General features: G+C 62.9%; 22 protein-coding genes. 9 read left to right on the top strand and 13 right to left on the bottom strand.

Features of this window, described 5'->3' with window-relative positions:
* Window positions 1–2: 2 nt before the first annotated feature.
* Window positions 3–1331 carry a PLP-dependent aminotransferase family protein gene (locus HX818_RS07960; protein WP_177019846.1) on the bottom strand — a complete coding sequence of 443 codons (1329 nt, stop codon included), beginning with the start codon at window positions 1329–1331 and terminating at the stop codon, window positions 3–5.
* A 91-nt stretch (window positions 1332–1422) separates the two neighbouring features.
* On the opposite strand from HX818_RS07960, the gene HX818_RS07955 reads away from it, so the two are divergent.
* Entirely contained in the window at window positions 1423–2313 is an 891-nt protein-coding gene (locus HX818_RS07955; RefSeq protein WP_177019781.1) for a DMT family transporter, read from the top strand.
* A 3-nt stretch (window positions 2314–2316) separates the two neighbouring features.
* On the opposite strand, the gene HX818_RS07950 is transcribed toward HX818_RS07955, so the two are convergent.
* Complete coding sequence (locus HX818_RS07950; protein ID WP_102369216.1) at window positions 2317–2871, bottom strand: YceI family protein; 555 nt, start codon at window positions 2869–2871, stop codon at window positions 2317–2319.
* 118 nt (window positions 2872–2989) lie between these two features.
* Between HX818_RS07950 and HX818_RS07945 the strand changes: the two genes are divergently transcribed.
* Window positions 2990–3484, top strand: coding sequence for a PaaI family thioesterase (locus HX818_RS07945; protein WP_087695007.1), 495 nt, complete (start codon window positions 2990–2992; stop codon window positions 3482–3484).
* A 44-nt stretch (window positions 3485–3528) separates the two neighbouring features.
* The gene (gene yghX / locus HX818_RS07940) at window positions 3529–4416 is read left to right on the top strand and encodes a YghX family hydrolase (RefSeq protein WP_063029644.1); all 888 of its coding nucleotides are present in this window, start codon (window positions 3529–3531) and stop codon (window positions 4414–4416) included.
* Window positions 4417–4556: 140 nt separating this feature from the next.
* Here the strand turns inward: yghX and HX818_RS07935 are convergent, their stop codons facing one another.
* Window positions 4557–5741 carry a DUF2252 family protein gene (locus HX818_RS07935; RefSeq protein ID WP_177019780.1) on the bottom strand — a complete coding sequence of 395 codons (1185 nt, stop codon included), beginning with the start codon at window positions 5739–5741 and terminating at the stop codon, window positions 4557–4559.
* A 224-nt stretch (window positions 5742–5965) separates the two neighbouring features.
* Here HX818_RS07935 and HX818_RS07930 point away from each other — a divergent pair, with 224 nt between their 5' ends.
* The 3 genes from HX818_RS07930 (at window position 5966) to HX818_RS07920 (ending at window position 9375) form a co-directional block, all read left to right on the top strand.
* Complete coding sequence (locus HX818_RS07930) at window positions 5966–7228, top strand: aspartate aminotransferase family protein (protein ID WP_177019779.1); 1263 nt, start codon at window positions 5966–5968, stop codon at window positions 7226–7228.
* Window positions 7225–8727, top strand: a complete 1503-nt coding sequence (locus tag HX818_RS07925; RefSeq protein ID WP_087695002.1) for an APC family permease — start codon at window positions 7225–7227, stop codon at window positions 8725–8727. The genes HX818_RS07930 and HX818_RS07925 overlap by 4 nt, the downstream gene beginning before the upstream one ends.
* 72 nt (window positions 8728–8799) lie before the next feature.
* Window positions 8800–9375 carry a DUF1349 domain-containing protein gene (locus HX818_RS07920; RefSeq protein ID WP_177019778.1) on the top strand — a complete coding sequence of 192 codons (576 nt, stop codon included), beginning with the start codon at window positions 8800–8802 and terminating at the stop codon, window positions 9373–9375.
* On the opposite strand, the gene HX818_RS07915 is transcribed toward HX818_RS07920, so the two are convergent.
* Both HX818_RS07915 and HX818_RS07910 read right to left on the bottom strand, forming a co-directional pair.
* Window positions 9376–10269 carry a LysR family transcriptional regulator gene (locus HX818_RS07915; protein WP_087694998.1) on the bottom strand — a complete coding sequence of 298 codons (894 nt, stop codon included), beginning with the start codon at window positions 10267–10269 and terminating at the stop codon, window positions 9376–9378.
* A 191-nt stretch (window positions 10270–10460) separates the two neighbouring features.
* On the bottom strand, window positions 10461–11336 hold the full coding sequence (locus HX818_RS07910) for a LysR family transcriptional regulator (RefSeq protein ID WP_177009468.1): 876 nt from the start codon (window positions 11334–11336) through the stop codon (window positions 10461–10463).
* 133 nt (window positions 11337–11469) lie between these two features.
* Here HX818_RS07910 and ampC point away from each other — a divergent pair, with 133 nt between their 5' ends.
* A complete protein-coding gene (ampC, locus tag HX818_RS07905) occupies window positions 11470–12624 on the top strand; it encodes a class C beta-lactamase (RefSeq protein ID WP_177019777.1) in 1155 nt (384 codons plus the stop codon).
* 136 nt (window positions 12625–12760) lie between these two features.
* On the opposite strand, the gene dctM is transcribed toward ampC, so the two are convergent.
* From dctM to HX818_RS07865, 8 genes are all read right to left on the bottom strand, one after another.
* Window positions 12761–14041: a C4-dicarboxylate TRAP transporter large permease protein DctM gene (gene dctM / locus HX818_RS07900; RefSeq protein ID WP_003215062.1), complete on the bottom strand. Its 1281-nt coding sequence runs from the start codon at window positions 14039–14041 to the stop codon at window positions 12761–12763.
* On the bottom strand, window positions 14041–14673 hold the full coding sequence (locus HX818_RS07895) for a TRAP transporter small permease (RefSeq protein WP_003215060.1): 633 nt from the start codon (window positions 14671–14673) through the stop codon (window positions 14041–14043). The genes dctM and HX818_RS07895 overlap by 1 nt, the downstream gene beginning before the upstream one ends.
* Before the next feature lie 175 nt (window positions 14674–14848).
* The gene (locus HX818_RS07890; protein ID WP_177019776.1) at window positions 14849–15832 is read right to left on the bottom strand and encodes a TRAP transporter substrate-binding protein; all 984 of its coding nucleotides are present in this window, start codon (window positions 15830–15832) and stop codon (window positions 14849–14851) included.
* A gap of 222 nt (window positions 15833–16054) precedes the next feature.
* Window positions 16055–16870, bottom strand: a complete 816-nt coding sequence (locus HX818_RS07885) for a CoA ester lyase (RefSeq protein ID WP_003215055.1) — start codon at window positions 16868–16870, stop codon at window positions 16055–16057.
* 14 nt (window positions 16871–16884) lie between these two features.
* Complete coding sequence (locus HX818_RS07880) at window positions 16885–18081, bottom strand: CaiB/BaiF CoA-transferase family protein (protein WP_087694990.1); 1197 nt, start codon at window positions 18079–18081, stop codon at window positions 16885–16887.
* Window positions 18082–18090: 9 nt separating this feature from the next.
* Window positions 18091–19440, bottom strand: coding sequence for an MmgE/PrpD family protein (locus tag HX818_RS07875; RefSeq protein ID WP_177019775.1), 1350 nt, complete (start codon window positions 19438–19440; stop codon window positions 18091–18093).
* 10 nt (window positions 19441–19450) lie between these two features.
* A complete protein-coding gene (locus HX818_RS07870; RefSeq protein WP_177019774.1) occupies window positions 19451–20614 on the bottom strand; it encodes an acyl-CoA dehydrogenase family protein in 1164 nt (387 codons plus the stop codon).
* A 31-nt stretch (window positions 20615–20645) separates the two neighbouring features.
* Window positions 20646–21464, bottom strand: coding sequence for a MaoC family dehydratase N-terminal domain-containing protein (locus tag HX818_RS07865; RefSeq protein WP_177019773.1), 819 nt, complete (start codon window positions 21462–21464; stop codon window positions 20646–20648).
* 202 nt (window positions 21465–21666) lie between these two features.
* On the opposite strand from HX818_RS07865, the gene HX818_RS07860 reads away from it, so the two are divergent.
* Window positions 21667–22578 (top strand): LysR family transcriptional regulator, encoded by a 912-nt coding sequence (locus HX818_RS07860; RefSeq protein WP_003215044.1) that lies wholly within the window; start codon window positions 21667–21669, stop codon window positions 22576–22578.
* 34 nt (window positions 22579–22612) lie between these two features.
* Entirely contained in the window at window positions 22613–23098 is a 486-nt protein-coding gene (locus HX818_RS07855) for a GFA family protein (RefSeq protein ID WP_087694984.1), read from the top strand.
* Window positions 23099–23158: the final 60 nt, after the last annotated feature.

Below are 23158 nucleotides of genomic sequence, written 5' to 3'. Positions count from 1 at the left end.
CCCTAGCACGCCTCCACCGCCCAGCGCACTTTCACCAACGCCTCGCGCAACACCTCCCGGTCCACCGAACCCAGCGCCACACGCAAGGCATGGGGCACGTGGGCCGAAACGGCAAACGGCTCGGCGGTGGACACCGAGATATTCTCCCGGGCCAGCGCCATGGTGATCTGGTCGGCGCGGGCATCCTCCGGCAACGGCAACCACAAGAAATACGAAGACGGATGGCGGATAACATTCAAGCCCGCCAACACCTCATCGGCCACCGCCTGGCGCGCCTGGGCGTCCTTACGTTTTTGCGCTTCAAGCTGCAGCACCGTGCCGTCGTCGATCCACGCGGCAGCCACCGCAGTCATCACCCCCGGAGTGTTCCAGGTGGTGGCCATGACCGTACGTTCCAGCGCCGCCATCCACGGCAACGGCGCAGCCACGTAACCCACCCGCAGGCCGGTGGCGACGCTCTTGGACAGCCCCGACACGTAAACCGTGCGTTCCGGCGCCAGTTCGGCCACGGGCGGTGGCGCGTCCTCGGCTAAAAACGCGTAGGCAGCATCCTCGATCAGGATCAGGTCATGCCGACGGGCAATCGCCACCAGGTGCTCGCGCTGCTCTATGCTCATCACCCAGCCCAACGGGTTATGCAGCGTCGGCATGCTGTACACGGCGCGTACCGGGCGCCGGGCGCAGAGTTGTTCAAGAAAGGCCAAGTCGGGGCCCGTCGCGGTCACCGGGATCGCGACGATTTCCAGGTGCAGCGTCTCGGCCAACACCTTGAACCCGGAATAGGTCAGCGCATCCACCGCCACCACATCGCCGGGCTTGAGCAGCGACATCATGGTCACCGCCAGCCCATGCTGGGCACCGCTGACGATCAGCACCTGCTCGGCCTGCACCGTCAACCCACGACTCAGCAGATGACGCGCCACCGCTGCCCGCTCATGCAGCCGACCGGCGTGAGGCTGATAGCGCAGCAGCGCCGCCAGGTCGCCGGACAACGCCAACTGGCGCAATGCGGTGCGCAGCAGGTCGGTCTGGCCCGGCAGCGACGGGTAGTTGAAGTTGAGATCGATCATGCCCGCCGCCACCGCGATCTGGCCGACGCCCTGCCCTGGCGACAACGCGATTTCCCGCACAAAGGTTCCGCGCCCGGTTTCACCACTGACCAGGCCCATGGCCTCAAGCTCGGTGTATACCCGGCTGGCCGTGACCAGCGCCAGGCCATGGCTGGCGGCCAACTGGCGGTGCGTCGGCAACCGGGTGCCCGCCGCCAGCGCGCCCGAACGGATATCCCGGGCGAAGGTGTCCACCAATGTCTTGTAGCGGGCGCGGGGCATAGGCGATGTATCCATGACAATTCTTTGATTGTCTTGATAGTGAATCATAGGATGCGCAGGACGCAACTTATCCCTATCGAGCCCTACACCCATGGAACGAACCACCCACCTCAACACCCGGGAAAACAACGCCAGCGGCTGGATCAACGGTTTGATCGGCGTGGTGATCTTCAGCGGCTCGCTGCCGGCCACGCGCCTGGCGGTGCTGGAGTTCGATCCGGTATTCCTGACCGTCGCCCGCGCCACCATCGCCGCCCTGCTCGGCCTGTGCCTGCTGTGGCTGTTCAAGGAAAAAACCCCGGCCCGCAGTCAGTTGCTGTCCCTGGCAATCGTCGCGCTGGGCGTGGTGATCGGCTTTCCTTTGCTCACCGCACTGGCCTTGCAGTACGTCACCAGTGCCCATTCCATCGTATTTGTCGGCCTGCTGCCGTTAGCCACTGCGGTCTTCGGCGTATGGCGCGGCGGCGAGCGGCCCAAGTTGGTGTTCTGGCTGTTTTCGATCCTGGGCAGCCTGCTGGTGGTGGGCTACGCGGTTGCCCAGGGCCTGAGCGCTGCGCCCGCCGGGGATTTGCTGATGCTGTTGGCAATCCTGGTGTGCGGCCTCGGTTATGCCGAAGGAGCCAAACTCTCGCGCACCCTGGGCGGCTGGCAGGTGATCTGCTGGGCGCTGGTGATCGCGCTGCCGATTGTGGCCCCGCTGACGGCGATCCTCGCCCCGGGCACTTTCGTGAGCATCAGCCTGCCGGCCTGGCTGAGCCTGGCCTATGTGTCGCTGTTCAGCATGCTGATCGGGTTTGTGTTCTGGTACCGCGGGCTGGCCCAGGGCGGCATTGCCGCCGTCGGGCAATTGCAGTTGCTGCAACCGTTTTTCGGCCTGGCACTGGCGGCCACGCTGCTGCATGAGCAGGTGAGCCTGGGCATGCTGGGGGTGACCGTCGCGGTGATTGCGTGCGTGGCGGGGGCCAAGAAGTTCGCCCGCTAGCCATCAGCGCTCAGGCGCAACCATCTTGAACTTGATGACAATCGCATTGGACACCACGCTGTCCGCCCACTCCCCCGCGCCGATCCTGAAGTCATCGCGCTTGAGCACGAATTCGCCGTCGAACACGCCAATGCCGCTCTGCTCCTTGAGGGCCACCTTGACCTCCACCGGCCGGGTCTGGCCCTTGAGGGTCAGGTTGCCGCTGAACAGGTAACGGTTGTCGCCCAGGTCAGTGATGTGGGTCGAGGTGAAGGTGCCCACCGGGTAGGTGGTCATGTCGAACCAGCCGGGCTTGGGCAGCTCGGTGTTGGCGTCGTCGCTGCCGGCATTGATGCTCGGCAGCTGGATGGTCAGTACGGTGCTGGCGGCAGCCGGGTTTTGCGTGTCGAAATTCAGGGTCGCCGAATAGGTGCCAAACGTGCCGTACACCTCTTGGCCCATCTGGTCATAGGTGAAGCTGATGGTGCTGGCCGTCGGATTCACGTCGGTGTATTCCACGGCGTACGCGTTAGACAAGGTGGCGAAGGCAAGGAAGACCGCTGGCAATCGAGATTTCATGGGATTCTCAACCGGGAATGAACACGCTGTGCACTGCTAACAGCGTAGGCGCTGGATTTATTCACGCGCCTGGCATTAGGCTCGTGCCTCGACGGAACCCAAACAACAAGGAGCCACGATGCCCGCGCTTTCCCTGCAAGACACCACCGCCCCCGAAGGCGTCTGTTATGGCTGCGGCAGCAGCAATCCCCACGGCCTGCACATCAAGAGCCGCTGGGACGCCGACGGCATCCACGTGATCGCCGAGCACCAGCCCGACGCCCGATACAGCGGCTGGCCAGACCTGGTCTATGGCGGTCTGATCGCGATGCTGGTGGACTGCCACTCGAACTGGACCGCCATGGCCTACCACTACCGGGCCGAGCAACGCGAACCCGGCAGCCTGCCGCGTATCGACTGCGTCACCGGCAACCTGGGAATCAAATTCATCAAGCCGACACCCATGGGCGTGCCGCTGACCCTGCGTGCGAAAGTTGAAGGTGACGTGGGGCGCAAAAGCCGCGTGGTGTGCGAGGTGTACGCCGATGGCGTGCTGACGGCGATTGGCGATTCGGTCTTCGTGCGGGTCGACACCGGGCAACTGGCCGCCGCGGCCCATGGCCGGGAAGCCTGATACTGGTCTACATTCAGTCCCACCGCTAATCGAGGAAGCTACCGATGACTCGTCTGACCGCCAAAGACTTCGCCCCTGAACTGCTGGAGCTTTACGACGGCTACGCCCACGGCAAGATCAACCGCCGGGAATTTCTCGACCGCGCAGCACTGTTCACCTTCGGCGGGCTGACGGCCTCCGCCCTGCTCGCCGCCCTGAGCCCCAACTACGCCCTGGCCGAGCAGGTGAAATTCACCGACCCGGATATCGTCGCCGACTACATCACCTACCCGTCACCCAAGGGCAACGGCACGGTGCGCGGCTACCTGGTGCGCCCGGCCAAGGCCAGCGGCAAGGTGCCGGCGGTGGTGGTGGTGCATGAGAACCGGGGGTTGAACCCGTATATCGAAGACGTCGCCCGTCGGTTGGCCAAGGCCGGATTCATTGCCCTGGCGCCGGATGGCCTGACCTCGGTGGGTGGCTATCCCGGCAATGATGAGAAAGGTGTGGAGTTGCAACAGAAAGTCGATCCCGAGAAGCTGATGAACGACTTTTTCGCGGCCATCGAATGGTTGATGCACCACGATGCAAGCACCGGCAAGGTGGGCATTACCGGGTTCTGTTATGGCGGCGGCGTGACGAATGCGGCGGCCGTGGCTTATCCGGAACTGGGTGCGGCGGTGTCGTTTTATGGGCGCCAGCCGGAAGCCAAGGATGTGCCACGGATCAAGGCACCGATCATGTTGCATTACGGTGAGCTGGATACGCGGATCAATGAGGGCTGGCCGGCGTATGAGAAAGCGTTGAAGGCGGCCGGCACGACCTATGAGGCGTTTATCTACAAGGGCGCCAATCACGGCTTCCACAACGATTCGACGCCGAGGTATGACGAGGCGGCGGCGAATCTGGCGTGGGAGCGGACGTTGGGCTGGTTCAAGAAATACCTGGTGTAACCCGCCCTCCAAAACACCACCCAACTCATGTGGGAGCGGGCTTGCTCGCGAACGCGGTGTGTCAGTCAGCTGATGTTTGACTGATCCACCGCTTTCGCGAGCAAGCCCGCTCCCACAGGGGACTTTCAGCGTTCTTGAGGTCAGTGCTCCAGCGCATACCGCCGGCAATGATTCAAATACCCTTCCTCATGGCTCCCCACCAACTGCACCACACTGGTCCACAGCCACGAAGGCGCATCCAGTTGCCTGGAGCGATTCTCTTGCAACAGCGCCATCCAGTCCTTGCGCGTATCCCGGTCCATCTGCCGCGCATGGGCCACGCCGACCACCCGCGCCAGGTACCCGGCCGCGTGCATCGCATCAATCTCGCTCAGCTCATCCAGCTCCAGCTTCATGTCCTGGGGCAGCAGTTCGCGAATGAAAAAACCGTGATCCAGAAACCGCGTGGCCAACATCCGCTCCCCCAACGCCGGTGACAGGTGCCGCGCGCCCTCCACCACCCGCCGGCCGTTATCCCGAGGCATTTTTGCCCGGGCCGCACGCGGCGCCGCAGCGCCTACCGCTTCCTTGATGTCGAGCAGGCAGTATTCCTGATCAGACTTGTCACCTACTCCCAGCAACACCGCATAACGCAGCAATCCAAGGGAGCTGCAACCCTTGACCCAATAGGCCGAGTCCAGCAGCTCAACCTCGGCGTCGTTGGAGCGGCCTTTGAGCGAAGTCACCAGCCGGTGGATTTCATCCGACGCGCACAACGTTTCAAGGGCGGACTTTTCTGCCCGCGACAACGACCAGAAATGCTTGCCCAGCGGAATCGTCGGCCGGGTGTTTTCAATACGTTCGCGAGCCAGATTCTTCCAGGTGCGCTCCACCGCACTGCGCATCCCGGACTTGACCTGAGACGGGCGCGGCGGTGCCTCGTCGGGCTTGTCCTTGAACGCCTGCGCGTAGCCCACCATCATCTCTTCAAGCATGCGGGCGGTGGTCACCCCCGGCAGGTCCGAACCCCGCGCAGCGGTGGCCAGGGACAACGCCAGGCGCACCAGGTCATGGGCCGGATTGCCGATCACCGCCTGGTCAAGGTCACGGATATGCATATCGATCCGGCCCTTGGTATCGCCCGTGGGCCCAAGGTTACCGGCGTGGCAGTCGCCGCAGATCCAGATCTCCGGTCCGTGGGGCAAGCGCCGGCCGCGCTGGCTGTGCAGCCACTCGTAAAACTGAACCGTACTGCCCCGCACATAAGCGTGGGCGGAGCGCGCCATCTTCAGGTTGCGCAGTTGCGTGAGGTGGGGCATTCGCGAAGAGGGACGCGGAATTTTCATAGAGGTACTCGTCGTGGAGATACGGTAGAGGCTGGCCCGCGACAAATGTTTCATTTTGTTTCAGAGGATTCTATTAATAAGCCACGCCAATCAATCCCACTGCAATCGGTCTTTCTATTCCTCCCGTCCCCGGGACTAGCATCGGGTCAACTCGATGCAGCGAGTCACAACCCTAACTGCACACATCCCCAAACACTGCCGCCCTAACAAAAGAGATAACGCAGATGAATGAAGTGATGAACACCGCACCCGCCAAGATCAACCTGGTCAAGGCCCGAGGCTCGCTGGTATGGGACGATCAGGGCAAGGAATACATCGACTGTACCGCCCAGGCCTGGTCGAACAATTTGGGTGCCAATGACCCCCGGGTGGTGGAAGCCGCCGTTGCGCAATTGCGCGAAATGACTCACATCCGCCCCAACTTTGGCTCACCGGCCCACACCCGGCTGGTGAAGAAGCTGCGGGAGGTCTCCCCGGGCGCCCTCAACCAGATGGGCTTTGCCCTGCATGGCAGCCTCGCCGGTGAAATGGCGATGAAACTGGCTTTCAAGAACCGCCCCGGTGCACAGAACTTGCTGGTGCTGCAGGACGGCTACCACGGCCGCTCCCTGGCCACCCTCGGCGCCAGTTGGCCGCACCCGAACAATCCATTCCTGGCGATCCAGCCACGTTCCACCCGCGTCCCCCACCCCAACCCGTACCGCACGCGCCTGGGCATGGACCCGGAAACCGAGTCGCAGCTGTGCCTTGGCCTGCTGGAAGAAACCATCCTCAAGGGCGTCGACGGTGGCGTGGCAGCAGTGATGATGGAACCGATCCAGGGCAATGGCGGGCATATCGAGTTCCCCCGCTCCTACTACAAAGGCGTGCGCGAGATCTGCGACCGCCTCGGCGTGCTGCTGATTTTTGATGAAGTGCAGACCGGTTTCGGGCGCATGGGCACGATGTTCGCTGCGGACTATTACGACGTGCTGCCCGACATCATCGTGTTCGGCAAAGGCGTCGGCGGCGGCTTCCCGCTGGCCGGGATCCTCGCCGATGACAAGCTCAAGTGGTTCGACGAAGGTGAAGAAGCCCTGACCTTCGGCCACTTCCCGGTCTCGCTGGCCGCCGGCTACGCCACGGTGGAAGCGATCGTCGCCGACAACCTCTGCGAAAAAGCCCGCGACTCCGGCGACTACATCACCGCACGCCTCAAGGACATGCAAACCCGCCACCCGCTGATCGGCGACGTGCGCTGCCCCGGGCTGATGGCGTCCATCGAGCTGGTCAAGGACCGCACCACCAAGGAACCGGCCTGCCGCGAATCCCAGGAGGTGTATCGCCTTGGGGTGGAGCGCGGCGTATTGTTTGGCGAAAGCCGCTACGCCGGGCTGGGTAACCTGATCAAGGTCAAGCCTCCGCTGGATATCGAACGCCCGTTGCTGGCCAAGGCCCTCGATGTGCTGGACGAGGTGATCGGCATCATCGAGGAGCAACGGCCATGAGCACATTCGTTGAAAACACCGTGACCGCCCCGCCGAATGCCCAGGCCCCGCTGTCCAGCGACGACGCCGACCTGGCCAGCCTCGGCTACGAGCAAAAGATGCACCGCACCATGAGTTCGTTCACCTCGTTTGCCCTGGCCTTTTCCATGGTCTCGATCAACACCGGGGTGGTCACGCTGTTCGCCGACCCGTTCAACCGCGTCGGCGGTATCGGCATCCTTTTGTGGCTGCTGGTGATCCCGCTGGTGTGCTGTATCGTCATGGTCTACTGCCACCTGGCCGGGCGCATTCCGCTTACCGGCTACGCCTACCAATGGTCCAGCCGGTTGGCGGGCAATCACTTCGGCTGGTTTACCGGCTGGGTCGCGTTCACCTCGTTTGTCGCCGGTACAGCCGCCACCTCGGCGGCCATCGGCACGGTGTTCGCGCCGGAGATCTGGGCCAACCCGACACAGGGCCAGATCCAGGGCCTGAGCATCGGTGCCACGCTGGTGGTAGGCCTGCTGAACATCTGCGGGATTCGCCTGGCCACGCGGATCAACGACATCGGCGCGATCATCGAAATCATCGGCACGGTGCTGCTGGCGATTGCGTTGTTCTTCGGGGTGTTTTTCTTCTTCGAGCACACCCAGGGCGTGGCGATCCTGACCTCGGCACAACCGGTCAGCGGCGGCACCCTCAGCTTCACCACCCTCGCCCTCGCCACCTTGCTGCCGGTCTCGGTGCTGCTGGGTTGGGAAGGCGCCGCCGACTTGTCCGAAGAAACCAAGGACCCACGCCGCGCCGCGCCCCGGGCGATGATTCGTGCGGTGCTGGTGTCCAGTGTATTGGGCTTCGTGGTGTTCGCCTTGCTGAGCATTGCGATCCCGGGGTCGGTCAGCGAGCTGCTCAGCCACAGCGAAAACCCGGTGATCAATATCGTGCGCCTGCAACTGGGCAACGCCGCCGGCGTGGGCATGATCGTGATCGCCTTCGCCTCGATCCTCGCCTGCCTGATCGCCAACATGGCGGTGGCCACGCGTATGACCTTCGCCCTGTCCCGGGACAACATGCTGCCGGGCTCCAAGGTGCTGGCGAAGATCAACCCGCACTTCGGTACGCCGGTCGCCGCCATCGTGCTGATCACCGCCATTGCCGTGCTGCTGAACCTGGCGAGCGGCGGGTTTGTCACGGCGATCTACTCGATGGTCGGCCTGACCTACTACTGCACCTACCTGCTGACGCTGATTGCCGCGTACCTGGCCTATAAAAATGGCCGGATGCCGGGGGCGCCTGCGGGGGTGTTCAGCCTGGGCAAGTGGTTGTTGCCGATGATCGTCCTCGGTGGCCTGTGGGCCATCGCGGTGATCCTGACCCTGAGCGTGCCCGAAGAAAGCCACACCGGCGCCATCACCACCGGGGTTACACTCGGGGTCGGCGTGCTGTGGTGGTTGTTTTCGCTGCGCACGCGCCTTAACAATGGCACCGCCGGGCCGAGCGGCAAATTGCTCGACCACTAGCCGCTGATTGCAGCCAAACAACAAAACCCCGGGCGCCGGGGTTTTGTCTTGTTACCGTCAAGGAGCTTCCCGATGTTTGAACAGGCCAGTTGGCTCAATCAACCCCAGCAATGGAGCCGAGAAGGCCAGCGCCTCAAGGTGCGCACCGATGCCAGCACCGATTTCTGGCGCGAAACCCACTATGGTTTTGTGCGCGACAACGGGCATTTCCTGTTTGTTGAAACCGACGGCGACTTTACCGCCCAAGTCAAAATCCACAGCGCGTTTACCCACCTGTATGACCAGGCCGGGTTGATGGTGCGGGTGGATGAAGCGCATTGGGTGAAGATCGGTGCAGAGCTGTCCGACGGTGTGACGCTGTTGAGCAGCGTATTGACCGATGGCGTGTCGGACTGGGCCACCGGTGTGTTCCCGGGTGATCCCGAGGCGTTCTGGATTCGCGCCACCGTGGCCAAGGGCGTGCTGCTCGTGCAGGTGTCGGTGGATGGTGTGAGTTGGCCATTGGTGCGCCTGGCGCCGTTCCCCGTGGCTGCGTCGTATCGGGTGGGGCCTTATTGCTGCACGCCGGAACGTGGCGGGCTGGAGGTGGAGTTTTCCGAGCTTCAGGTAAGTGCGCCCAACGGCAAATCCCTGCACGACCTGTCCTGACTAACCCCGGCTGCTCGCCACTTCCATCGCCAACTCGGCAAAGTTGCGCGCCGCCACACTCGGTTGTGGCGGCAAGGCGACCGCCACTTCACACATCGGCATATCGCTGATCACCGGGAAGGCCAGGCCGGGCCGTGCATAAAAACGTGCGGTGGACAGCGCGGTGATACTGATCCCGCGCTCCGACGCCACCGCCTGCAACTCGGTCTCCACCGTCGAAGCTTCATGGACGATCCGCGCCGGCTGGCCATCGCGGTACGCGTCGGCGGTCCAGAAACTGCGCCACACGCCCACTCCCGGTGCAGCAATGATCGGCTCATCCAGCACATCGTAGATGCTCACGCTGCTCTCCCCGGCCAACCGGTGGCTGGACGCCAGGCACGCCACGCAGGGTTCGGTCACCAGGGTGTGCAACTCGATGTCCGGCAGGCCCAGTGGCGGGCGCAGCACCGATACGTCCATGCCCTCGTCGATCCCGGCATGGGGCGAGCCGAAGTCATACTCGCGCACCACCAGTTCGATCTCCGGGTAGCGCCTGGCGAACACGCTGAGGATTTGCGGCATCAAGTCCACACCCGCGCCGATCAGGAAGCCGATATTCAATGAGCCGCGTACGCCGCGTGCATGTTCGTGGGCGGTGCGTACCAGGCGGCTTACGCCATTGACGATTTCCCGCGCCTCTACCAGCAAGGCCAGGCCGGCTTCGGTCAGTGCCACGTTGCGGGTGTTGCGTTGGAACAGTTGTACGTCCAGCAGCGCCTCAAACTGGCGGATGGTCTGGGACAGCGCCGGTTGCGAGACATGCAGACGGGTCGCGGCGCGCACGAAGCTGAGCTCCTCGGCCACCACCACGAAGGCCTTGAGTTGACGGATGTCTACGCCGGAAGTTTGCATTGCAGCCTCTTATGATCAATGGGCAGACCGAGTGGGAGAATAACCTGTGGCGAGGGAGCTTGCTCCCGCTGGGTTGCACAGCGACCCTGAAACCATCCGCCGCGTTCTTGCTGAACTAACACCGTCGCTTCTTTGGGGCCGCTACGCAGCCCAGCGGGAGCAAGCTCCCTCGCCACAGCGTCGACCCAACCTCAGTGCATGACCACTTCACGCAACCACGTCTTGAACGCCAGCATCGCCGGCGTCTCGGCCCGTGACTGCAAGCGCGTCAGCCAATAACTGCCGGTGGTGATACCGATCTCGAACGGCTGGCGAATCACGTCCGTCGCCAACTGCCGGCTGAACATCATCGCCGGCGCCAGGGCCACCCCCGCCCCTTGCAGCGCCGCCTCCATCATCGCCAGGGACGAGTCGAAAACGATACTGCGCGGCACCAGCGTGTCGGCAGGCAAGCCCGCGGCCTGGAACCATTGCGTCCACTCATCCGCACGATATGAGCGCAGCAGCGTGTGCTTCAACAGGTCCGCCGGAGTCTGCAATTGCCGAGCAAGTTGCGGCACGCACAGCACCGTCAGCGGTGCCTCCAGCAATTGGCACGCCTCGGTGCCGTGCCACGCGCCGGAACCAAACCGGATAGCGTAATCCAGGCCTTCGGCCGCCACGTCGACGCGGTTGTTGTTGGTGGACAGGCGCAAGTCGATAAACGGGTAGCGCGCCTGGAAATCCGCAAGCCGCGGCAACAGCCAGCCCACCGCAAAGGTGCCCACCGCGCCTACCGTCAATACTTCGCGGTAATGCCCACCTTCAAACTGGCCTAAGGTTTGAGCTATCCGGTCGAAGGATTCGCGCAACACCGGCAGCAGGGTCTCGCCCTCGCTGGTGAGCATCAGGCCCCGGGGCAGGCGTTTGAACAGCGTGACATTGAGCTGCGCCTCCAGGCTTTTCACCTGGTGACTGACCGCCGCCTGGGTGACGCACAATTCAATCGCCGCCCGGGTAAAACTCAAATGCCGTGCGGAAGCCTCGAAGGCTCGCAGCGCGTTGAGTGGCAAATGGGAACGGAGCATGGCTTGACCCTAATTTTTCTAATGGCTGTTGCGAGATATCATCGTTTGCTGCGGGATCACAAACTGCCTAGATTTGCGGCGCCTGCGCAGGCAACGGTATTCACCCGATCACCTTCATGGAAGTCACGTCATCATGTACACATCCCTTTTTCCAACCGTGCGCAACACCGCGATATTCGCCTTATTGCTCGGCGCAGGCAACTGCATGGCGGCTACCGACATGCGCCAGGTCGTGGACAGTACTGTCCAGCCCCTGATGCACCAACAGGACATCGCCGGCCTGTCGGTGGCGATCGTACAGAACGGCAAGGCGCAATACTTTAACTACGGCGTTGCCAGCAAGGAGAGCAAGCAGCCCGTCACCGAAAACACCCTGTTTGAAATCGGCTCGGTGAGCAAGACCTTCACCGCCACCCTCGCCGGCTATGCCCTGGCCAACGGCAAGCTGAAGCTGTCGGACCCGGCCAGCCAATACCTGCCGGCATTGCGCGGCGACACGTTTGACCACATCAGCCTGCTCAACCTCGGCACCTACACCGCAGGTGGCTTGCCCCTGCAATTCCCCGATGAGTCCGATAACGCCGGCAAGATGATCAGCTACTACCAGCACTGGAAACCGGACTTCGCTCCCGGCACCCAACGCCTGTATTCCAACCCGAGCATCGGCTTGTTCGGCCACCTGGCAGCGCAAAGCCTGGGCCAGCCGTTTGACCGGTTGATGGCGCAGACCCTGCTGCCGAAACTCGGCCTCAAGCACACCTTTATCAGCGTACCCAAGTCACAAATGAACCTGTACGCCCAGGGTTACGACAAGTCCGGCAAACCGGTGCGCGTCGGGCCTGGCGCCCTGGACGCCGAGGCCTACGGCATCAAGACCAGCACCTCGGACCTGATTCAGTACGTTGAAGTGAACATGCACCCGGCGAAGCTGGAGAAGCCGCTGCAACAGGCGATTGCCGCAACCCACACCGGCTACTACACGGTGGATGGCATGACCCAGGGCCTCGGCTGGGAGATGTACCCCTACCCGATCACGCTGGATGCATTGACCCAAGGCAACTCGGCGCAAATGGCCTTTCAGCCCCACAAGGTCAACTGGCTGACACCACCGCAAGCGCCCCATGCCGACACGCTGGTGAACAAGACTGGCGCCACCAGTGGTTTTGGCGCCTATGTGGCGTACGTGCCGAGCAAAGGCCTGGGGGTGGTGATCCTGGCGAACAAGAACTACCCGAATGCCGAACGGGTGAAAGTGGCCCATGCGATCTTGAGTGCGATGGATAAATAAATCCCTGCACACCTCAAATGTGGGAGCGGGCTTGCCCGCGATGGCGGTGTATCAGTCGGCACATGTGCTGGCTGACACGCCCTCATCGCGGGCAAGCCCGCTCCCACATTGTTTTGTGGCGTGATTCAAGTTGGGTTTACATCCCCAGCCAGTGCGGCAAGGCCAGGGAGATGAACGGCAGGTAGGTCACCATGATCAGGAACACCAGCAGGATCATCAGCCACGGCAACGCCGCGCGGATGGTCTGCCCCAGGGTCAGCCCTGTCACTGCCGAGGTCACAAACAGGTTCAACCCCACCGGCGGATGCACCAGGCCAATCTCCATATTGACCACCATCACAATCCCCAGGTGAATCGGGTCGATCCCCAGCTTCATCGCAATCGGGAAAAAGATCGGCGCCAGGATCAGCACGATCGCCGACGGCTCCATAAAGCTGCCCGCCACCAGCAGCACCACGTTGACCATGATCAGGAAACCAATCGGCGTCAGGCCCTCGGAGATCACCCACGCGGTGATTTCCTGGGGAATCTGCTCCGTGGTCAGCACGTGAGCGAAGAGCATGGCGTTGGCGATGATAAACATCAGCATGATCGCCAGGCGCCCGGACTCCAGCAGCACCTTGGGGCAATCCCTGATCTTCATGTCCTTGTAGATGAACAGCGCGACAAACGCCGAGTACACCGCCGCCACCGCCGCCGCTTCGGTCGGGGTGAACATGCCGCTGTAGATCCCGCCCAGGATGATCACCAGCAGCAACAGGCCCCAGAATGCCCGGCGGGCGCAGGTCAGCCACTCGCGAAAGGTCGCCCGTGGCTGGGCCGGCAGTTTCTTGATGCGCGCGACGATGTAGATCGCGACCATCAACATCAAGCCCAGCAGCAGGCCCGGAATAACCCCGGCCATGAACAGCTTGCCCACCGAGGTTTCCGTGGCGGCCGAGTACACCACCATCACGATCGACGGCGGAATCAGGATGCCCAGGGTACCGGCGTTGCAGATGATCCCGGCGCCGAATTCCTTCGGGTAGCCCGAGCGCACCATGCCCGCCACGGCAATCGAACCCACCGCCGCCACTGTCGCGGGCGAGGAGCCCGACAGTGCGGCAAACAGCATGCATGCCAGCACCGCCGCAATCGCCAGCCCGCCGCGGATATGCCCGACGCAGGCGTTGGCAAAGTCGATCAGCCGCTGCGCCACGCCACCGGTGGTCATGAACGCACCCGACAACAGGAAGAACGGAATCGCCAGGAAGGTATAGGCGTCCGAGGTTTCAAACAGCTTGATTGCCAGGGAACTCACCGAGTCCGGGCTGAACATCAGGATCGACACCGCGCCCGACAACCCCAGGGAAATCGCGATGGGCACACCGAGGAACATGAACACGAACAGCAGCAAAAACAGACACAGAACGGCCATCAGTGACGCTCCTCATGGCTGCCGGCCAACTTGCTGGCTTCACCGGCTTCGTCGGCCAGGCCCAGCCCGGTTTGGCGGTGGGTGAAGATGCGGTAGAAAATTTCCAGATAGCGGATGAACACCAGGGCAAAGCCGATGGGCACGATCACCACGATGTCGTCGACGTCGATGCCGAACTTGTCGAGGTCTTCGGCGCCGATGTGCGCGGTGGTGACCGCACTCAGCCATTTGTAGCTGGCAACCATGAACAACCCGGCGTAGGCCAGGCAGCACAGGCAAGCCAGCATGCCCAGCAGGCGCTGCACCCGGCGCGGCGTCAGCTTGACCAGCGCGTCCACGCCCAAGTGGCCGGCGGTGCGCACGCCGTAGGAGATGCCGAAGAAAATCAGCCAGCCGAACATGGCCTTGGTCAGCGCCACGCTCCAGGTCATGTCCTGGGCCCAGCCCATGGTGTGGTCACCCAGGGCGTTGAAGAAACCGCTGCTCCACGCCCACTTGTCGGCAAGGGCAAAGAACAGGGTGTAGATGTTGTTGAGCATGACGTAGACAAAAGTCACCAGGGTCATGGCGGCCAGCAGGATGGCGATAAAGCCTTCCTCCAGGTGCTCCCAGACGCGCCTTAGCGTTTGCATGGCAAAACCTCGCGAAGCGGAGATAGGTGTGTGCAAGGCTTGGAGGCGGGAACCGGATCAAAATGTGGGAGCGGGCTTGCTCGCGAAGGCGGTGTGTCAGTCACCGAATGCATCAACTGAAAGACTGCATTCGCGAGCAAGCCCGCTCCCACATTTGATCTCGGTGCTCTCCAAATTACTGGTTCGACGCGTCGGCCGCATTGATCAGGTCAGCGCCGATTTCACCTTCGAACTTCTGCCACACCGGGCGCATGGCTTCGCGCCAGAGCTGGCGTTGCTCCGGCGTCAGTTCGATGATTTCGCTGGTCTTGGCGTCGATGATCTTCTGCTTGGCCGACTGGTTCAGCGCCTCGGCCTGCTTGTTCACCTCGACGGTGACTTCAACCATGACCTGGTCCAGGGTGGTGCGCACATCCGGCGGCAGGCCGTTCCAGAACTTGGCGTTGGTGATCACCATGTAGTCGATCAGGCCATGGTTGGATTCGGTGAAGTACTTCTGCACTTCGTTGACCTTCTGGCTTTCATAGTTCGACCAGGTGTTCTCGGTGCCGTTGACGGTGCCGGTCTGCAAGCCCTGGTACACCTCGGCAAAACTCATCTTGCGCGGGTTGGCGCGGATCGCCTTGAACTGCTCTTCCAGCACGCTGGAGGCCTGCACGCGGAACTTCAGGCCACGGGCATCCTTGGGCTCACGCAATGCCTTGTTCGCCGACAGTTGCTTGAGGCCGTTGTGCCAATAGGCCAGGCCGAGGATGTTCTTGTCTTGCATCGAGGTCAGCAACGCCTTGCCCTGGGCCGCCTGGAAACGGTCGACCGCCGCCAGGTCGTTGAACAGGAACGGCAGGTCGTAGATCTGTACTTGCTTGGTGTACTGCTCAAACTTGGCCAGGGACGGCGCCAGCATCTGCACGTCGCCCAGCAGCAGCGCTTCCATTTCCTTGCCGTCGCCGAACAGCGAGGAGTTGGGGTACACCTCGACTTTCACCCGACCGGGCAGGCGTTCTTCAGCGAGCTTCTTGAACAGCAAGGCGCCCTGCCCTTTGGGGGTGTTTTCCGCGACGACGTGGGCGAACTTGATCACGATGGGGTCGGCCGCCTGGGCCAGGCCCGCGGCAAACAAGGTGGCGGCGCAGAACAGCGCCCGAGAAAGCTTGAGCATGGAAAATCACCTTCTTATTGTTGTGTTATAGGGCAAGGTGCCTGATGTCACGCGTATAGAGAATTTCGAATTTTAGATACCTGCGTTCGGCGTGGACGAACGCCGATTTTGCAAACGACAGAGATCCAATGTGGGAGCGGGCTTGCTCGCGAAAGCGGTGTGCCAGTCACCGGATGCACTGGCTGACCCGCCGCTTTCGCGAGCAAGCCCGCTCCCACATTTCTACGGTTGCGCGGCTAATAATCGTTGGGCCCGCAGCAACACCGGTGCATCCACCATCTGCCCGTCCAGCTGATACGCCCCGGCCCCATGGGCACCGGCATCCACCACCCGTTTGGCCCAGGCCAGATCCTCGGCACTGGGGGCCAACGCCTGGTGAATCACCGCCACCTGCTTGGGATGGATACACAGCGCGCCGGCAAAGCCCATTTCATAGGCATGCCGAATCGAACGGCGCAGGCCTTCGGGGTCGTCGATGGCCGGGTGCACGCCGTCCAGCGGCGCCACCAGCCCGGCGGCGCGGGAATGCACGATCAAGGCAAGGCGAGCCTGGTCCAGGGCAAATTGCGCGGCCGGGGAGCCGCTGCTCAGGTTCAAGTCCAGCGCCAGGTCCAGGCCACCAAACGACAGGCGCTCCACCAGCGGCGCATGGGCGATTTCCGCCACCGCCAGCAAACCCCGCGCACTCTCGATAATCGGCCAGATAGCCTTGCCCGTTGCAGCCACCACGGCCACCTGGGCCGCACTTTCAACCTTGGGCAGCAACACCCCCGCGACCCCGGCGTGGGCCTGACAGAACGCCACATCGGCAAAATGCTCGGGATGCTCCGGCGCGTTGATCCGCACCCACACCCGCGCCGCCGGCGTCGCCTGCAAAAACACCCCGAGGTTGTCCCGGGCCTGACGCTTGAGCGGCTCTTCCACCGCGTCTTCAAAATCCACAATCACCGCATCGGCGCCACTGGCCAGGGCCTTGGCAAAACGTTCCGGTCGGCTGCCCGGTACAAACAGCGCAGAGCGCACAAGAGAGGTTGGCATCGTTCGATTCCTTGTCAGATAACGCCGCGGATACGCAGGCCGTCGATGGCTTCAGCGGAGTAACCCAGCTGGTCGAGAATCCCCTGGCTGTGCTGCCCCAGCCCCGGCACCGCATCCATCCGCGGGGTGAACGCGGCATTGCGCGCCGGTGGCAGCAACGACGGTAATTTGCCCGCCGGGCTGTCGACTTCACGCCAACTGTCCCGGGCCTTGAGCTGCGGGTGGTCCCACACGCCTTGCATGTCGTTGACTCGTGCACTGGCGATTTGCGCGTCTTCCAGGCGCTGGATCACGCCCTCGGCGCTCATCTGCGCAAAACGGTCGACGATGATCTGGCGCAGCACGTCGCGGTTTTCCGAACGCTTGAAGTTGGCCGAGAAACGCTCGTCTGTGGCCAATTCCGGGGTGAGCAACACCTTGTCGCAGAACGCCGCCCACTCGCGCTCGTTCTGCAACCCGAGCATCACCGTGCCGCCGTCGCCGGTGGGAAACGGCCCGTAGGGGTAGATCGTCGAATGCGCCGCACCCGCGCGCGGTGGCTGGGGCGCGCCGTCGAACGCGTAATACATCGGGTAGCCCATCCACTCCACCAGGCTTTCCAGCATGCTGACGTCGATGCGACTGCCCTGCCCGGTCTTGCCCCGCAGCAGCAGCGCCGAGAGGATGCCGCTGTAGGCGTACATCCCGGCGGAGATATCGGCGATGGAGCAGCCGGCCTTGGCCATCTGGTCTTCACCCGGGCCACCGGTGACCGAGAGAAAGCCGCCTTCGCTCTGGATCAGCAGGTCGTAGGCCTTTTTCTTTTCATACGGGCCACCCTCGCCATAGCCGGAGATGTCGCAGACGATCAGCCGCGGGAAGCGCTCATGCAGCGCCTCGAATGACAAACCCATGCGCGCGGCCGCGCCCGGTGCGAGGTTCTGCACCAGCACATCGGCATCGGCCAGCAGGGTTTCCAGGATGTCCCCGGCATCGTCGTGCTTGAGGTCCAGGGTCAGGCTTTCCTTGGAACGGTTGGTCCACACGAAATGCGAGGCCAGGCCGCGCACGCGCTCGTCATAGCCCCGGGCAAAGTCGCCCGCCCCGGGACGTTCGATCTTGATCACCCGCGCGCCCAGGTCGGCCAACTGGCGGGTGCAGAACGGTGCGGCAATCGCGTGTTCCAGGCTGACAACGGTGATGCCGTCCAGCGGTCGTTGATTAGCGGTCATGACAGTTCCTTAAAGCCAGTGAGCCAGGGACGCGGCGTTGCGCAGGTCCCAGACCTTTTCGATCAGCCCGGTGGTTTGCGCGGGTGTGCGGGCACCGCTGAATTGAGTCAGGCGCTGGAACTTGTCGGCCAGCTCCAAGCGGTTCAGGGTGTTGCCCGGGTCGCCCTTGGGTTCGTCGATGGCGCCGTGCAGGGTGCGACCATCGGCGGTGGTCACGATCACCCGGCCCAGCCAGCGCTGCGGATAGGCACCGTCGACTTCGGCGTCGAGGGTCATGGAGACCTTGTCGCGAAACGCCGCCACGTCCCCGTCGCTCAGCGCCAGCTCGTGAAACTCGGTCAGCCCGGCCTTGCCATGCACGGCAATCAACCCCAGCACGGTGCCCATGGAAAACTTGGCCTGGTGCACGGTCTGCGGCAGCGTCACCCGGCCCAACACGTCGATGGCGCCTTGGTGAACGCGGGTTTCCACATGGGCGATCTGCTCATGGCCCAGCCCTTCGCGCTGCATCAGATCCAGCAGCGCATCGGCGGCCGGATGGGTGTGGCGGCATGAAGCATGGAACTTGAACGACGTTTCCAGCAGCGCCCAGCGGCTGCCGAGGCGATCGGACAATTTGCCTGGGTCGGCGTCGGTGGACATGCCCGCCGCCATCCCCTGATCGCCTTCCAGAATATTGCGCGCACCGGTCAGCCCGTCCGCTGTCAGATACGCCGCCAGCAAACCATCGGCAGCGGCCTTGGCAGTGTGCAGTTGCTTAGAGTCGGCGGCGTCCCGCAGGAACTCCCACAGCCCGGCCGCCTGAGTGCCGGCACTGCCCAGCAGGTTGATGAATTGCTCTTGGTTGAAGTCGAGCAATTTGCCCACGGCCACCGCCGCCGCGAGGGTGCCGACGGTGGCCGTGGTGTGGAAGATCCGGTAGTGGGAGCGGCCCATGAATTCGCCGATGCGAATCCCGGCTTCGTAGCCGGCCACCGAGGCCAGCAGCAGTTCGCGACCGGACTTGCCCAGGTCTTGCGCCGCCGCCAATGCCGCCGGAAACACCACGGTCGCCGGGTGCAATACCGAGCTGTTGTGCAGGTCATCCTGCTCCACCAGGTGCGACGACGCGCCATTCACCAGCGCGGCGAAATAGGCACTGCTGCTGCCGCCGTTGACGATGATCTGCGCCGGGCCATCAGCCGGGCCCATCCTGCGGGCATAACGTTCGAACAGCGGGATCGGATGCGCGCCCTTGCTGGCCAGCGCCGAGGCGAGCCAGTCGAGGAACAGGTCTTCGGTGCGGGCGAGTACGGCATCCGGCAATTGTGCGTAATTCAACTCGGCGAGGAACCGACACAGCGCTTGGGTATGGCTCATGGTCGGGCCCTCAGAAGCTGCGTGGCAGTTCGAGCAGATGCTCGGCCACGTAGGACAGGATCAGGTTGGTGGAGATCGGCGCAACCTGGTACAGGCGGGTTTCGCGGAACTTGCGCTCCACGTCGTATTCGCAGGCAAACCCGAAGCCGCCGTGGGTTTGCAGGCAGGCGTTGGCCGCCTCCCAGGAAGCCTTGGCCGCGAGGTACTTGGCCATGTTCGCGCTGGCCCCGGCATTGGCGCCGCTGTCGTATTCCTCACAGGCACGCCAGCGCATCAAGTCGGCCGCTTCGATCTCGATATGGGCTTCGGCAATCGGGAACTGCACGCCCTGGTTCTGTCCGATGGGCCGACCAAATACCACGCGGTCGCGGGCATAGGCGCTGGCTTTCTCGATAAACCAGCGGCCATCGCCGATGCACTCGGCGGCAATCAGCGTCCGCTCGGCATTCAAGCCGTCGAGGATGTAGCGAAAGCCCTTGCCCTCCTCGCCAATCAGGCTGTCCAGCGGCAATTCCAGGTTGTCGAAGAACAGTTCGTTGGTCTCGTGGTTGACCATGTTGGCGATGGGCTGCACGGTCAGGCCGTTGCCGATGGCTTCCCGCAAGTCCACCAGGAAGATCGACATGCCTTCGGATTTTTTCTTCACCTCGGCCAACGGCGTGGTGCGGGCCAGCAGGATCATCAGGTCGGAATGCTGCACCCGCGAGATCCAGACTTTCTGGCCGTTGATCACGTACTTGTCGCCGCGCTTGACTGCGGTGGTCTTGATTTTGGTGGTGTCAGTGCCGGTGGTGGGCTCGGTCACGGCCATCGACTGCAGGCGCAATTCGCCGCTGGCGAGCTTGGGCAGGTAGAAGCGTTTCTGTGCTTCGCTGCCGTGACGCAGCAAGGTGAACATGTTGTACATCTGGCCGTGGACGGTGCCGGAGTTGCCGCCGCAGCGGTTCACTTCTTCCAGAATCACCGAGGCTTCCGCCAGCCCCAGGCCGGAGCCACCGTATTCTTCGGGGATCATTGCCGACAGCCAGCCGGCGTCGGTCAGGGCTTTGACGAAGGCTTCCGGGAAGCCCTTTTCTTCATCGACCTTGCGCCAGTAGGCGGCGTCGAATTCGGCGCAGAGTGCGCGCACGCCTTCGCGGATGGCATTCAGTTCTTCGTTGTCATTCGGGTTCATTAACGGCTCTCCGCCTGTTGTTCTTGGAGGTTTATTCGAAATGCAGTTCGGCGCGCTGGGCCAGGCCGTCGGCGTTGCCCGCCCACAGTTCCGCGACGCCCGGCGCGGTGATGTGCCCGCCCACTTCAAAGGCTTGCGGGGCAATCAACGGACGCACGCCGCGATACGAGAAACGGCGCAACGTGGCCGCGGGGTTGGCGCGGCAAAATGCGCGCAGGCTCAAGGTGGCGATCAGCGGACCGTGCACCACCAGCCCCGAATAACCTTCGGTGCCGGTGACATAGGGGTAGTCGTAGTGAATGCGGTGGCCGTTGAAGGTCACGGCGCTGTAGCGGAACAACAGGGTTGGCGTCGGGTCGACCGCTTCACGCCAGGCGCCTTCGGGGAGCGCGTCACCACTGCCCTGCTTGGGCGGCGTGGGTTCGCGGTAGACGATGTCCTGTTCTTCGCGCAGGGCCAGGCGGCCGTCCTGGGAATAGTCGTGGCGCACGGTGACGAACAACAACGAGCCGGTGCGACCGGTTTTTTCTTCCACCCGGGTGATGGTCGAAACGCGGGTGGCGGCCTCACCGGCACGCAATGCATGGAAGAACTCGATACGCCCGCCGGCCCACATGCGGTTGCGATTATCGGCCGGCGGCAGGAAGCCGCCACGGGCCGGATGACCGTCACCGCCCAGGGCGGACTCGGGCAGCGGGTCCTGGAAGAAGCACCATTGCCACAAGGGCGGAACCGGCTCGCCATCTGCCGGTGCCGCTTCGCCAAAGGTGGCGGCGATGCGTTTGAGCAGGTTGTGGCTCAAGTGGTCGTGGGCTGTTTCGCTACGGCCGATCCAGTCTGTGGCGCTCATCAGGTGCATGTCCTCGGGCAGGGAATCTGAACCGGATCATGCTGGGCCCTGGCCGTTCTGAGAATTTGCATTTCAATAAAGCAGCGTTCGGCTATGCTGAATGCCATCGCCCATAAAAAGATCTCAAGAACCCGGATGATCAATGTGGGAGCTGGCTTGCCTGCTCCCACATGGGTTCTTCGTCGCTGCCCCGGAGCCTTGCATGCACTTTGATCTGGCTGACTTACGCCTGTTTATCCATATCGCCGAATCCCCCAGCCTGACCCAGGGCGCCAAGCGCGCGTTCCTTTCGCCGGCCGCCGCCAGTGCGCGGATAAAGGCCCTGGAAGGCCAGCTCGACACCCGCCTGTTGTACCGCGACAGCCGTGGTGTGGAAATTACCCCGGCGGGCGAACGGCTGCTGCACCATGCGCGGCTGATCATGCGCCAGGTGGATTACCTGAAAAGCGAGTTCACCCAATACGGCATCGACTCGGCCGGGCATATCCGCATTTTTGCCAACACCACCGCCGTGACCGAATTTCTCCCGGAGGTGCTGGCCGGCTTCCTGTCCCAGCGCCCCGGCGTGACGGTGGACCTGCAGGAGCGGCTGTCGCGGGATATCGTGCGGGGCGTGCTAGATGGCACCAGCGACATGGGCATCATCGCCGGGCCTGTGGAAGCGTCGGGTTTGCAGGTGCTGCACTTCAGCACCGACCACCTGGTGCTGACGGTACCGGAGGGGCATCCACTGGCGGGCCTGCCTTCGGTGACGCTGGAGCAAACCCTGGCTTATCAGCATATCGGCTTGCATGACGGCAGCACGTTGCTGAGTTTCCTGCGTGAGCATGTGGAGCGGCTGGGCAAGCACTTGTCGTTGCGCATTCAAATGTCGAGCTTCGAGGCGATCTGCCGGATGGTTGAGGCGGGCGTGGGGATCGGCATCATTCCCGAGTCGGCCGCCGTGCGGCACAGCCGGACCATGCAACTGGTGACGGTGAAGCTGGATGAAGTTTGGGCAGTGCGCGAGCGCAGTATTCTGGTGCGGGAACTGGAGGCGTTGCCGGGGACGATTCGGGCGTTGATCGCGACCTTGATGCCCGAGATGGAACCGCCACGGTTGCCGGGCGCCTAAGCTAAGGTTGCCCTTTTGCGAAGGAGATCTGGTCATGCAGCTTGAAGGTTCCTGCCATTGCGGCGCGGTTTCGTTCAGTCTTGAGAGTGCGCATCCCTACCCTTATCAGCGGTGTTATTGCTCGATTTGTCGCAAGACCCAGGGGGGTGGCGGGTATGCGATCAACCTTGGGGGGGATGCCAGGAGCCTCAAGGTGCGGGGGCGCAAGTTGATTTCGATTTATCACGCGCGGATGAAAGAGCCGGGGGATAGCCGGGCGCATGCGAGTACGGCTGAGCGGCATTTTTGTTCGCAGTGTGGGTCGGGGTTGTGGTTGTTCAGTCCGCAGTGGCCGGAGTTGATTCATCCGTTTGCTTCGGCGATTGATACGCCGTTGCCGGTGCCGCCGGAGCATACGCATTTGATGCTGGGGTCGAAGGCGCCGTGGGTTGAGGTGAGTGTTCGCGCGGGGGACCTGGAGTTTGAGGAGTATCCAGAGGAGTCGATTGCCGAGTGGCATGAGCGGTTGGGGCTGGGTTGATTGATTAAGTGAGTGAGTGAGTGAATATCCGTTATTTGGGTGATGGCTGAGATTGGTTCC

The organism is Pseudomonas sp. F9001, from assembly GCF_013385435.1.
Lineage (GTDB): Bacteria > Pseudomonadota > Gammaproteobacteria > Pseudomonadales > Pseudomonadaceae > Aquipseudomonas.
The sequence above is the reverse complement of the archived record's forward strand: the minus strand, read 5'-3'. Positions and strand labels throughout refer to the sequence as shown.